The organism is Kitasatospora sp. NPDC058218 (genome assembly GCF_042882445.1).
Lineage (GTDB): Bacteria > Actinomycetota > Actinomycetes > Streptomycetales > Streptomycetaceae > Kitasatospora.
In genome coordinates, this window is the sequence record NZ_JBHVWC010000046.1 from 1 (window position 1) to 11,959 (window position 11,959).

Here is an 11,959-nt window from a genome sequence, read left to right on the forward strand (position 1 = left end):
GTGCGGGCAGGTGACCTTCCTGGCGTCCCGATCGACGTTGAAGGCGCTCTGGGGGATGTGCTCGCCCTCATGTCGTTCGTGGACCGTGTCCAGGCCGACCGGCCCGAGCAGGTCGATGCCATGCTCGTCGCGGGCGGTGACGATGTGCGTGGCGGTGACGTAGCCGGCGTCCACAATGTGCTCATCCGGCAGTAACTCCCGTGCAGCCAGACTCTGATGGACCTCTTCGGTCACCTCGGTATCGCCGACCGCCGCGTCCGTGGTGACGACATGCGTGATCACATGAGGGGCGTGCGCCTCGCAGGTTTCGCTCAGATGGGTCTTGTAGCCGCACCAGCCCGAGCCCCGCTTCACGCTGTAGCGGGCATCCACGTCGTAGGGCGAGGCCAGGCGATGTCTGCCCGGCGGGAGGTCCTTCGCCTCCCGCCAGCGCACCCCCTCACCGTCGCAGTGGTACTGCTCGACCCAGGCCCTGCGCAGGACCTGGAGGCCGGAACCTCCCGCAGCCAGCCCGGGGCTCCTGGCCTGAAAGCCGCTTCCAGAAGAGCGAAGCCGTCCCGGCCGACCTCCTCGGACCACTCCTGCCGGACGTTCTCCCCCTTGGGGAAGCGGTAGGAGTCGATCCGGGCTCCGTAGCGCTCGACCCAGGCAGCGGGCTCCCGGCTCTCGCCGCCGGGCCGGCCACCGCGGAGCGCTACGCCTGGACCGCCGCCGTCGGACTCCCCGGCCGCGGGCTCGCCGCGGCCGTCGGCTACGGCCTCGACCTCCACCGCCTGGTCGCCGCCGACCACCCCGGCGACCACTACGCCGAGGTCCTCACCGCACTCGCCGCCGCCTGCCCCGTCGTTCCCGCCGGAAACCGGTAGGTCCCGGAATGCCCGGAGTGCCTGTGGTGCGAACCCACAGGTGGACCGGGGGCGGGAGGCTTTTCGCCCATCTGGTCGGCGGCTTCGCGCAAGATCAGCGGCCGATGCGGTGACGTGGTGAGCCGACAGCACGCGCCCCCGACATGCGTTCGCATGGGGTGCCGAAGATCCCCCCTTCGGGTGGAGATCGAAATCGGAGCCCGTTCGTTGGACCGCCCATCGCTGATGATGCATCAGGGCGTGGTCTCGCGAGGTGTCCCGATGGCGGCCGGGCGCGCGGTTTCCCGCCCCGGAGCATCCTCGCGGAAGCCCCCAACGGCCGCGCGGTCGCGCCGTTGAGCGGCTGGCACCTGACTGGAGGAGGAGCAGATGGAGAAGAGGCTGAAGGCATGGGGCAACAACCGTGCCGGCCAGCTCGGTGACGGTACGTGGACCGGCATCCGTACGACGGCCACCACGGTGCTCGGGCTGACCAGCGCGGAGGTGGTGAAGATCGCCGCCGGCGGGGTCGGTCCGGCGACCGGCCACGGCCTGGCGCTGCTGACGGACCGCACCGTGCAGTCCTGGGGCGCCAACGGCTCCGGCCAGCTCGGCGACGGTTCGGTGTTCAGTCACAACGCGCCCGGCCAGGTCGTCAACCTGAGCAACGCCACCGACATCGCCGCCGGCGGCACGCACAGCCTCGCCCTGCTCGCCGACCAGACCGTGGCGGCCTGGGGACACAACAACTACGGGCAGCTCGGTAACGGCACCAACATGGACAGCAGCGTCCCGGTCCGGGTCGAGGGCCTGAACAAGGTGATCGCGATCGCGGCCGGCCTCAACCACAGCCTTGCGCTGCGCGAGGACGGCACCGTGTGGGCGTGGGGCCACAACATCAACGGCCAGCTCGGCGACGGGACATCGGCCAGCCGGAACGTGCCCTCCCCGGTCACCAACCTCACCGGGGTCAGCCGGATCGCCGCCGGTGCCAACCACAACCTCGCCCTGGTCGGCCGGCCGAGCAGCACCACGAGGTCCACCAGCAGGAGCGCGGTGAAGGCCTGGGGCAACAACGCCACCGGCCAGCTCGGCGACAACAGCACCATCAACCGCTTCACCCCGGTCGACGCCCAGGGCATCTGGCTGGGCGGGGTCTCGCTGATTGCGGCCGGTGCCAACCACAGCCTGGCCGTCACCGACAGCGACAACAAGCTCAAGGCCTGGGGCCAGAACACCTCCGGCCAGCTCGGCGACGGCACCACCGACTACCGGATCACCCCGGTCCCGGTCCCGGGCCTGACCGGCATCCAGCTGCTGGCCGGCGGCCGCGAGCACACGGTGGCCCTTTTGGGGGACAACACCGTGCGCTCGTGGGGCAACAACGGCTCCGGCCAACTCGGCAACGGCACCACCAGCGACAGCAGCACCCCGGTGACCACGCTCACCGCGCTGACCGGCGTCGACAAGATCGCCGCGTCGCTCGGCGGCGACTTCAGCCTGGCCAACTGAGCCACCCCGCGCGGTCCCTGCCCGACAGGGCCGGGGCCGCGCGGCGCTCGGGCCGCGGGGGTGGTCTCGCTGACGAAGGTCGCGGCGATGTGGCCTCCACTGTGGTGCGGACGGCCGGTGTCCGCCGGGCCACGTGTCCGCTGGACTACGCCCGGGCCGGGTCGATGCCGAAGCGTTCCGGGTGGGTGGCCCGGGTGTAGGCGACGGCCGTGGCCACGGAGATTCCGAGCAGGTGCACGAGGTGGACGGGGTCGGCGGTGTGGCGGGCTTCGTCGAGGATTCGGTCTCTGCGCAGCCGCTGGGCGGGGACGCCCGCCGCGGTACCGACACGGTCCAGCAGGCCGGCGAGCCGGTCGGACGGCAGCGGGCGGGGAAGACGGGTCGGGGCGGGCGGCGTGAGCGAGCGGGCCGGGTGCGAGGCTCCATACGAACCCGTCGGGGCTCCACCGCCCCACCCGCCGGCCTCGCGCCCCGTGCCCTGGAGCGCCTCGCCGCGCAGCTGCGCCGCAACGGCACCGTCCTCCTGGCGTTGGTGAGATGACGTGGTGTCAGGCCGGCCGGTATCGGTGACGCAGAGAATTCTTCCGGGGGTGCCATGACTGTGCGCGTTCCGTGTGTCCACCGGCTCCCGGGTCCCTCGAAGGGTGCGCGGCCGGGTTCGACGACCTCCTCGGCTCGCCGGCCCAACGACGGGGATTTCGCGAGTACCTGACCGCCTGTTGCTGCCGCGGGGGTGTTGGACGCCGTAGGCGAGGATCTCCGTCCCCGCACGGTACCGAGACGCCAGCGGCCGACGCCGCACGGCGGGCCGACGGATCGACAGATGCCTGCGCGGTGACCACACTTCGGCCACCGGCGGCCGGACGGAGGCCGTCGCATCGCGCCATCCTGCCCGGGTGAGGCCGGTCACCGCCGTTGGGTCGGGGGCGAAGGATCTTCGGCCCGGGATCTGCACAGCGTGAAGATCCATCTGACTCTGACGATCTTTCAGTGGAGAAACGGGAGATCTTCCTGGGGCGTCCGAGGCGTGGTCCATCGATGGATGGCTGAATCCGTGCCAACCGTACGTACCCCCGCCGATCGGCAGTTCTCTAGGTCGACTTGCCCTGAAAGCATCGAAACAGCGAGCGCGATCATGGAATCGCCTCGCATTAACGTTTCTGCAAGCCTTTCTGAACGGCGCCCCAACACCAGGCGGGGTGCTCAAGGGGGTACCACCATGTCCGAAGACACCCATGCCTCGGAGCTGACCCGACGCCGGATGCTGCAGGGGGCCGCCGTGGCCCTGACCGCGGCGGCCGGCACCGTCGTGCTCGGCGTCGCCGGGCCGACCAGCAAGTCGGCGACGGCGGCGGACCCGGGGGCGTCCGACACCTTCGACGAGGTCTTCCAGGGCCGCCGCATCCAGGGCCGCCCGGTCACCGACGGCAGCAGCCACCACCACGGCGGCGCCGCCTACTCGGTGCGGATCGACGGCGACGAGCTGCACATGATGCGCAACGCCGACGGCACCTGGATCAGCGTCGTCAACCACTACCAGACCTTCGCCACGCCGCGCGCGCTCGCCCGCGCGGCCGTCACCGAGCTGCAGGGCGCCACGCTCGTGCCGATCGTGACGGTCTGAGCCACGAGTCCGAACACCCGGACCCGGAACACCACTTCACACCCAAGGGGGGACTCATGGCAGTCCGCAAGAACCAGGCTACCCTGACGGCCCAGGAGAAGCGCGCCTTCGTCAACGCCGTGCTCGAACTCAAGCGCAGCGGCGGGTACGACTCCTTCGTCACGACCCACAACAACTTCATCACCAGCGACACCGACAACGGCGAGCGGGTCGGCCACCGTTCGCCGTCCTTCCTGCCCTGGCACCGGCGCTACCTGCTGCAGTTCGAGGAGGCCCTGCAGGCGATCGACCCGACCGTCACCCTCCCGTACTGGGACTGGACGGCGGACCGCACCACCACCGCCTCGATCTGGGGCGCGGACTTCATGGGCGGCAACGGCCGCAGCAGCGACGGCCAGGTGACCACCGGGCCGTTCGCCTACTCCGCCGGCAACTGGACGCTGAACGTGCGGCCGGACAGCCGCAACTTCCTGCGCCGTCAGTTCGGGGCCTCGGTCGCCCAGCTGCCGACCCGCTCCGAGGCCACCGGCGTGCTCGCGATCGCCACGTACGACGCCGCGCCGTGGAACAGCGCCTCGGACGGCTTCCGCAACAACCTGGAGGGTTGGCGCGGGGTCAACCTGCACAACCGGGTGCACGTCTGGGTCGGCGGTCACATGACCACGGGCATGTCGCCCAACGACCCGGTGTTCTGGCTGCACCACTGTTTCATCGACAAGCTCTGGTCGGAGTGGCAGAAGCTGCACCCGACCTCGGGCTACCTGCCGACCGCCGGCACGGCGAACGTGGTCGACCTCAACGAGACCATGAAGCCGTGGAACAACGTCACCCCGGCGGACATGCTCGACCACAGCGCCCGGTACACCTACGACACCGGGTTCTGATCCGAGCGCCTGATTCGGGTCCGCCCTCCCGGGATCCGAACCGCCGACGGCCCCCGAGCACACGCTCGGGGGCCGTCGGTCGGGGCGGGGAGGGTCAGATGACCGTCTCCGCCTCCAGGTAGCGCTCCTGCGGCACGGTCTTGAGCTCGGCGACGGCCTCGCCGAGCGGCACCAGGTTGATGTTGGTGCCCTGCAGGGCGGTGATGTGGCCGAAGGCGCCCTTGTGGACGGCCTCCACGGCGTGCCAGCCGAACCGGGTGGCGAGCACCCGGTCGTACGCGGTCGGGGTGCCGCCGCGCTGGGTGTGGCCGAGGATCACCGGGCGGGCCTCCTTGCCGAGCCGGTGCTCCAGCTCGCGGGAGAGTTGGGTGGCGATGCCGGTGAACCGCTCGTGGCCGTAGATGTCCTTGCTGCCCTCTTCCCAGTGCATGGTGCCGGGCTCGGGCTTGGCGCCCTCGGCGCAGACCACGATCGCGAACTTCTTCTGCCGGTCGAAGCGCTCGCGGACGACGGCGGTGAGCTTGTCGATGTGGAACGGGCGCTCCGGGACGACGATCGCGTGGGCGCCGGCGGCCATGCCCGCGTTGAGCGCGATCCAGCCGGTGTGCCGGCCCATGACCTCGACGACCATGACCCGCTGGTGCGACTCGGCGGTGGTCTTCAGCCGGTCCAGCGCCTCGGTGGCGACCGAGACGGCGGTGTCGAAGCCGAAGGTGACATCGGTGGCGGCGATGTCGTTGTCGATGGTCTTCGGCACGCCGACGATCGGCAGACCCGCGTCGCTCATCAGCTTGGCGGCCTTGAGGGTGCCCTCGCCGCCGATCGGGATGACCGCGTCCAGGCCGAGGTCCGCGCAGTACCGCTTGGCGCGTTCGACACCGTCCCGCAGGTGGCTCGGCTGCACTCGCGAGGAGCCGAGGATGGTGCCGCCCTGGGCGAGGATGCCGCTCACCGAGTCCAGGGTCAGGGGGCGGTGGACGCCCTCCAGGAAACCTCGCCAGCCGTCCTCGAACCCGATGATCTCGTCGCCGTGGTCGACCACCCCCCGGTGGACCACGGAGCGGATCACCGCATTCAGGCCGGGGCAGTCACCGCCGCTGGTCAGCACTCCAATACGCATTGCTTTGCAACTCCCGAGCAGAACCGAGGAACGGCCGGACTACAGGCTGGGACGACGAACCGTCACCGTAGCGGTCTGCTCCCACGCCGTGATGGCGGGGAGATGACCGTGGAGTGAAGGACCGACCGATCCGGACAGAACGCCCGAAAACGGCCGTGCAGTCGAGCATACGACCCCTGCGTCCGGCCGGGCAGGAGCCGACGCGGGAGCGGCGCCGTCGGCGCCCCCGCGCGGAAGTGCAGCCTGCTGCCGAGGAGGGTGTGCAGCCGGCAGCCCCATTGTCGTACGTCCCGGCCCGTCCGTGGACCGGGTGACCGCATCGCGGGCACCCGGTCGGAGCGGGCCGGCGTACTACGCGGGGCGCGAAGTGGCCGCGATGCGCTCGGCGCGCAGCGCGTCGTACCAGGTGGTGTCGGCCGGCGGCAGGGCGTTCACGTCCAGCGCCAGCTTGATCAGCATGTCCGCGACGGCGGGGTTGCGGGCCATCACCGGGCCGTGCAGGTACGTCCCGAAGACGGTGTCCCGCCAGGCGCCCTCGGTGCCGTCCCCGGTGCCGTTGCCCCGGCCGGCGGTGACGTTGGCCAGCGGCTGGACGCCCTGGCCGAGGTGGGTGACGCCCTGGTGGTTCTCGAAGCCGGTCAGCTGCGGCAGGCCCAGGCGCGGGTCGACGTCGGCGAGCACGTCGCCGACGCAGCGGGCGCCCTCGCCACGGGTGGTCCAGACGTCGAGCAGGCCGAGGCCCGGCTCGCGCTCGCCGAGGTCGTTGACGAACTCGTGGCCGAGGATCTGGTAGCCGGCGCAGACGGCGAAGATGATCGCGCCGTTCTCGGCGGCCCGGACCAGCCCGCTGTCGCCCCGCAGGCGCTCGGCGGCCAGCCGCTGCGGGCGGTCCTCGCCGCCGCCGATCAGGTAGATGTCGCCACTGGTGGGCACCGCCTGGTCGGAGCGGACGTCGATCCTGGTCACGTTGAGGTGGCGCTGGCGGGCCCGGCGCTCCACGACCAGGGCGTTGCCCCGGTCACCGTAGGTGCTGAGCAGGTCGGGGTAGACCCAGACCACGCGCAGGCTGCTCTCACTCATCCTCGAAGGCCTTCCATCGTGAAGTGGGCTGCTGGGTTCGTCCGACAGGAGTGGTCGGACGAGCCCCCGGGGCCGGACATCAGCCGGCCACGACCTTCCGCAGCTGCTGGAAGGCGGTGTAGTTGGCGATCGCCTCGATCCGGCCGGGCGGGGCCATCCGGACGGCCTGCTCCAGCGAGTCCACCACGTGGAACTGCAGCCCGGCGACCTCCAGGCGGACGGCGAGGTCCAGCTTGCGCTGGCCCATCACGAAGACGGGGTGCCCGGCGAGGCGCTCGTAGTCGACGTCCCAGAGCCACGAGGTGTCGGTGCCGTCGGCGTCGAGCGCGTTGACGGAGAGGATGACCGGCGCCGGCGGGCCGTCGATCAGCGAGAAGGTCTCCAGCCAGCCGGCCGGGTTCTTGGCCAGCAGCAGCCGGATGTCGCGGCCCTGGTACTGGACCACGTCGTAGCGGCCGGCCACGGCCGTCACCGACTGCATCCGCTCCAGCGCGACCTGCGGCGGGACCCCGAAGACGGCGGCGACGGCGGCGGAGCTGGTGGCGTTGGCCAGGTTGGCGCGACCGGGCAGCTGGAGCTGGATCGGCCAGGCGCCGCGCTGCGGGTCGATCACGTGGGTGCCCTGGAGCGCCCAGTGCGGGTTGGGGCGCCGGAAGCCGCAGTCCTGGCAGAACCAGTCGTCGCCGGGGCGCTGCATCACGCCGCCGCAGGCGGGGCAGGACCAGGCGTCCTCCTTCCAGGCCTGTCCGGCGGCCACCCAGACCACCTTCTTGCAGGAGGAGGCGGCCCAGGTCACCAGCGGGTCGTCGGCGTTGGCGATGACCACGGCCTCGGTGTCCTGGAGGCCCTCGCGCCACTTCTCGGCCATCATCCGGGTCTCGGCGGCGCGGTCCAGCTGGTCGCGCGAGAGGTTGAGCAGCGCGATCGCCTTCGGGTTGGTGTCGCGGGCGACCCCGGCCAGGTACTTCTCGTCCACCTCGATGACGCCGAAGCGGGCGTCCGAGCCGCCGGCCAGGGCGGAGGTGATGCCGGCCGGCATGTTGGCGCCCAGGGCGTTGGAGACCACCGGGCCGGCGGCGCGCAGCGCCTCGGCGATCAGCCGGGTGGTCGTGGTCTTCCCGTTGGTGGCGCTGACCAGCACCACGTCCAGGTGGTCGGCGAGGGTGGCGAGCAGATCGGGGTCGAGCCTGAGGGCGATCTTGCCGCCGATCACCGAGCCGCTGCCTCGGCCCGCCTTCTGGGAGAGGGCGGCGGCCACCTTGCCGGCCGTGACCGCGATCTTGGCGCGGGCGGGCAGCGAGGCGTCGCGTGCGCCTGTGGGCTCCGATTCGGTGCCTGCCATGCTCAGTGGTTCCTCCTTGCTGCGGCACCGCCCGGGGCCGGATAACGGGCCGTCGGGCGGCGGGGACGGGGCCAGCCTACCGACTCCGCCGCTCGGCTCGACGCTCCGGACCCCGTGCCGCCTGCTGCGACGGCGCCGGTCGCCTCGCCGGCGCCGCCCTGACGCGACGTCAGAACGGGCGGTGTACGGAGGGGCCTTTCACTGCGGGGGACGCCTCTCCCGGGCCGGTCGGTTCCCCTCGGGGGCGGCCGGCGGGCGGGCCCGCGGAGGTGTCCCGCGGGCTCGCCGGGGCGTGCCCCGGGCCGGGGGGGCCCGGGGCCCGGGGGGTGGGGGCGGGCGGGGGGCGGGGCGGCCCGCCGCGCGGGGGGGGGGTGTTTGTTTTTGACCAACAAAACCAACGCCCGGGGGGGGGGCGGGGCGGGCGCCCCCCCCCCCCGGGGGTCGGGGCGGCGCGCCGTCAACGCGCGGACGGCAGCCCGATGGTGGCCACCATGTAGGTCTCCCCGGGCCCCGGCGGCCGCGTCCAGGAGCGGGTGGTGAAGGTGTGCAGCCGACCCTCGGTGAGGGCGAACCGGGGCAGGCTCACCCCGAACTCGGCGGCCACCGCCGCCAGGGCGCGCCGCTCGCCCTGCGGGCCGGTTTCGAGCTCTGACTCGTGCTGCGACTCGTGCTGCGACTCGTGCAGCGACTCGTGCTGAGACCCGCGCACGGACGGGCCGAAGAGGCCCTCCGGGTCGAGCACGGGCGGTATCGCGCCGCCGCTGCGCCGGATCTCCTCGCCCTGGACGGTGAAGGCGTAGCACTCCGCCCCGCCGTCGGCGACGGAGAGGTGGAACACGCCGCCGGCCGGCTCCGACCAGACCACCACCGCCCGGCCACCGCCCCGCGAGGCGGCCGCCGCCGGGGACTCGAACCGCGGCCCGTGGTACGGGGCCGGGTCCGCGTCGAAGGCGAAGCTCCAGCCGGAACCGCCCGCACGGCCGACCGCGGCCAGTGCGCGGTCGTCGTAGCTCGAACTCACCCCGCTGCCGTGCCGGTGCTGCCAGGCCTCCCGGCTCCCCATCGGGGCGTTCAGGGCAGTGTCCTGGGCACCCTCGGCTGCCTCGGCTGCCTCGGCACCGAGGCGGGCGGGCAGCTCGTCCGGCGCCACGCCCTCGACCAGCACGAAGCGGTACGACGCCCGGCGGCCACCGCCCGGCCGGCCCTCGGCCAGCCACGCGAGGCCGTCCTCGTCGTGCCGCCGCCCGACCGGCCCGGCGGCCGGGTCCGTTCCCTGCCCGGGCACGCCGCCGCCCCTCGGGGTGGCCAGCAGCTCGCGCCCGCGCTCCGGGGTGATCAGCGGCCCGAGTACGGCATCGGCGAGCAGGCCGATCGGCGCCAGGTGGTCCGGCCCGAGCGGCGTCCACTGCGGGAGCGCGGCGAGCAGCGTGTGCCAGGCGGCCTCCGAGCCGCCCCAGCGCGCCAGCTCGCGCGCGCGGTCGACGGCCGCGCCGAACGGGCCGGGGACGGTGTAGCGGAACGTCAGCTCCGCCACCTCCCGCAGGACCACGTCGGCCGCGGCGCGCGCCTCGTCGGAGGCGGGCCGCACGCGGTAGCCCCAGACCGCCGCGTCGTGCTGCGAGCCCACCTGCTCCAGAGCCAGCACGGGCACCACCTCAAGGGCGTAGAGCGGGTCGGGCGGCAGCTCGCCGTAGCTCACCGTGTAGGTCTCGCCCTGGAGTCGGCGCAGCTGGTCGAGCATGCCGACGGCCCGCGGCCGCCCGAAGTCCACGGCCTCCGCCAGCGCCGCTGCCGCCTGCTCGTACGCCCCGCGCAGGGCGTCCAGCCGGGCGGCCTCGACGGCGGCGTCCAGCCGGCGGGTGGTGTCGTTCTCGAACACCCCGCCGGTGCGGTGGACGGCGAGCTGGTGGAACTCGCGGTGCATCGCGACCATGAACTCCCGGAACGAGCCGTACCGGGTGGGCACGCTGTGCGACCAGACCTTGTGGAGGTGGACGGCCCACTCGCCGGCCTCGTCCACGTCCAGCGGATCCAGCAGGACGTACGTCATGTCCGACTCGACGTCCAGTTGGAGCGCGCGCTCCCAGAGCCCTTCGTGCTCGCCCTCGTCGAAGTACTCGCTGAACCCCGCGGAGTCCTCGTGCCAGCGGGCGCCCTCGGTGCCGGCCAGCCGGTAGACGAAGCCGCCCGCGTGCCGCCACCCGTCGGTGACCTCCAGGAACGCCCGGTACGACGGCGGCAGCCGCCGCCCCAGCCGCTGCTCGGCCGCCGCCAGCCGCTCCGCGGTGGCCGGCGCGAAGCCCAACCAGCCCGCGCTCCGGGCCAGTTCGTCATCCGGCTGCAGATCGGCGGAATCGCCGCACGCACCGGCCCACTCCTCGCTCCACCGGGCGAGGAAGGGGCGCCATTCGAAGGTCTCCTCGGTCATGGCGGTGATCCTTGCACGCACCACTGACAACGCCGACGCCGCGTCAGCCACCCGTCGGCGAAACGCCGCGCCCCGGATCACCGGAGCAGCGCGCGCACCCCGAGGACGATCAACAGGACCGGCACAGCACCGATCACCGCGGCGAGCGGGCCGAGGCAGAACACCATGAAGCCGTCGGCCCCGGCCTCGCCGCGCCACGCCGAGTAGAGCAACCAGCTCGCCAGCGCCCCGCCCATGGCGAGCAGGATGACCGCGAAGGTGCCGTACTTGAACAGCGTGAACGGCGAATCCTCGAAGGCGCGACCGGCCGCCAGCCGAACGTCGACCTCGTGGCCGGCGGGGTAGGACGTCTTGGCATCGCTCAAGGTGATCGTCCGCTCGGGCCGGGCCGCGCCCGCCGGCGTGTACCAGCCCTGGCAGTCGATGCCGGTGCCGTTGCCCTCGAAGTCCGTCGTGTAGTAGCACCTGGAAACGGCCACCACACCGTCGACGGGCCCGATGCCGGCCGCCGCCACGATGCGCGCGCCCGTCAGGCACCACACCAGCCAGAACGTCCCGGCCAGCACCGCCAGCCCGACCAGCAGGACGACGGCGCTGAACACCCACCGCTCGGCTCGCCGCACCATGGCGCCCTCCCCCGATGCCGACCGCGATGGGGCCAACGTACCCGACCGTCGGCCGAGTTGACCCGGATCGAGCGATCAGGAGCGGGTGGTCAGAAACGGGTGGTCAGACCGCGCGCCGGCCATGGACGAGGAGCGGGAGAGCACGACCGAGGCCGGCGAGGGCCTGGTGGACGCGGGCGTTCTGGGCGGGGCTCAGGAAGGCGGACAGGTGGGCGGGGTCGGCGAACAGGGCGTGGCCGGCCAAGTTGCGCAGGAGGACGAGGCAGCCGAGACGGCAGACGGGGGCCTGGACTTGGGCTTTGCCTCGGCCGGGGTACGTACAGCAATGATGCCCGTACGTGATTCCAAAGATCCCGATGCCCCCGCCCTCCTCTTCCCCGCCGACGCCTGGCGGTCCTTCCTCACCGCCATCCACGCGGGCGAGTTCGACACCGCCTGAGCATGCCCACCTGGCCCCGCCGCCCCCGTCGAGGGGCGGCGGGGCTTTCCGGGGCACGG

At 72.6% G+C, this 11,959-nt stretch carries 10 protein-coding genes and 1 pseudogene; 4 read left to right on the forward strand and 7 right to left on the reverse strand.

The window, feature by feature from the left end; translation table 11 throughout:
* A pseudogene (locus ACFVYI_RS26965) lies at positions 1–435 on the reverse strand (IS1182 family transposase); the annotation flags it as partial.
* A gap of 800 nt (positions 436–1,235) precedes the next feature.
* Here ACFVYI_RS26965 and ACFVYI_RS26970 point away from each other — a divergent pair.
* Positions 1,236–2,357, forward strand: a complete 1,122-nt coding sequence (locus ACFVYI_RS26970; protein ID WP_387890099.1) for an RCC1 domain-containing protein — start codon at positions 1,236–1,238, stop codon at positions 2,355–2,357.
* A gap of 145 nt (positions 2,358–2,502) precedes the next feature.
* Here the strand turns inward: ACFVYI_RS26970 and ACFVYI_RS26975 are convergent, their stop codons facing one another.
* On the reverse strand, positions 2,503–2,979 hold the full coding sequence (locus tag ACFVYI_RS26975; protein WP_387890101.1) for a hypothetical protein: 477 nt from the start codon (positions 2,977–2,979) through the stop codon (positions 2,503–2,505).
* A gap of 597 nt (positions 2,980–3,576) precedes the next feature.
* On the opposite strand from ACFVYI_RS26975, the gene ACFVYI_RS26980 reads away from it, so the two are divergent.
* Together ACFVYI_RS26980 and ACFVYI_RS26985 are read left to right on the forward strand one after the other, a co-directional pair.
* Positions 3,577–3,981, forward strand: coding sequence for a tyrosinase cofactor (locus ACFVYI_RS26980; RefSeq protein WP_387890104.1), 405 nt, complete (start codon positions 3,577–3,579; stop codon positions 3,979–3,981).
* Positions 3,982–4,037: 56 nt separating this feature from the next.
* A complete protein-coding gene (locus ACFVYI_RS26985; protein ID WP_387890106.1) occupies positions 4,038–4,865 on the forward strand; it encodes a tyrosinase family protein in 828 nt (275 codons plus the stop codon).
* Positions 4,866–4,959: 94 nt separating this feature from the next.
* On the opposite strand, the gene ACFVYI_RS26990 is transcribed toward ACFVYI_RS26985, so the two are convergent.
* From ACFVYI_RS26990 to ACFVYI_RS27010, 5 genes are all read right to left on the reverse strand, one after another.
* Positions 4,960–5,985, reverse strand: a complete 1,026-nt coding sequence (locus ACFVYI_RS26990) for a 6-phosphofructokinase (RefSeq protein ID WP_380575072.1) — start codon at positions 5,983–5,985, stop codon at positions 4,960–4,962.
* Positions 5,986–6,336: 351 nt separating this feature from the next.
* Positions 6,337–7,065, reverse strand: a complete 729-nt coding sequence (locus tag ACFVYI_RS26995) for a type 1 glutamine amidotransferase (protein ID WP_387890109.1) — start codon at positions 7,063–7,065, stop codon at positions 6,337–6,339.
* Between the two features lie 79 nt (positions 7,066–7,144).
* Positions 7,145–8,407: a MurT ligase domain-containing protein gene (locus tag ACFVYI_RS27000; protein WP_387890111.1), complete on the reverse strand. Its 1,263-nt coding sequence runs from the start codon at positions 8,405–8,407 to the stop codon at positions 7,145–7,147.
* A gap of 457 nt (positions 8,408–8,864) precedes the next feature.
* Complete coding sequence (locus tag ACFVYI_RS27005; protein ID WP_387890114.1) at positions 8,865–10,835, reverse strand: SMI1/KNR4 family protein; 1,971 nt, start codon at positions 10,833–10,835, stop codon at positions 8,865–8,867.
* 77 nt (positions 10,836–10,912) lie between these two features.
* On the reverse strand, positions 10,913–11,461 hold the full coding sequence (locus ACFVYI_RS27010) for a hypothetical protein (protein ID WP_387890117.1): 549 nt from the start codon (positions 11,459–11,461) through the stop codon (positions 10,913–10,915).
* Between the two features lie 121 nt (positions 11,462–11,582).
* Between ACFVYI_RS27010 and ACFVYI_RS27015 the strand changes: the two genes are divergently transcribed.
* Entirely contained in the window at positions 11,583–11,900 is a 318-nt protein-coding gene (locus tag ACFVYI_RS27015; RefSeq protein WP_387890119.1) for a DUF397 domain-containing protein, read from the forward strand.
* Positions 11,901–11,959 lie beyond the last annotated feature (59 nt).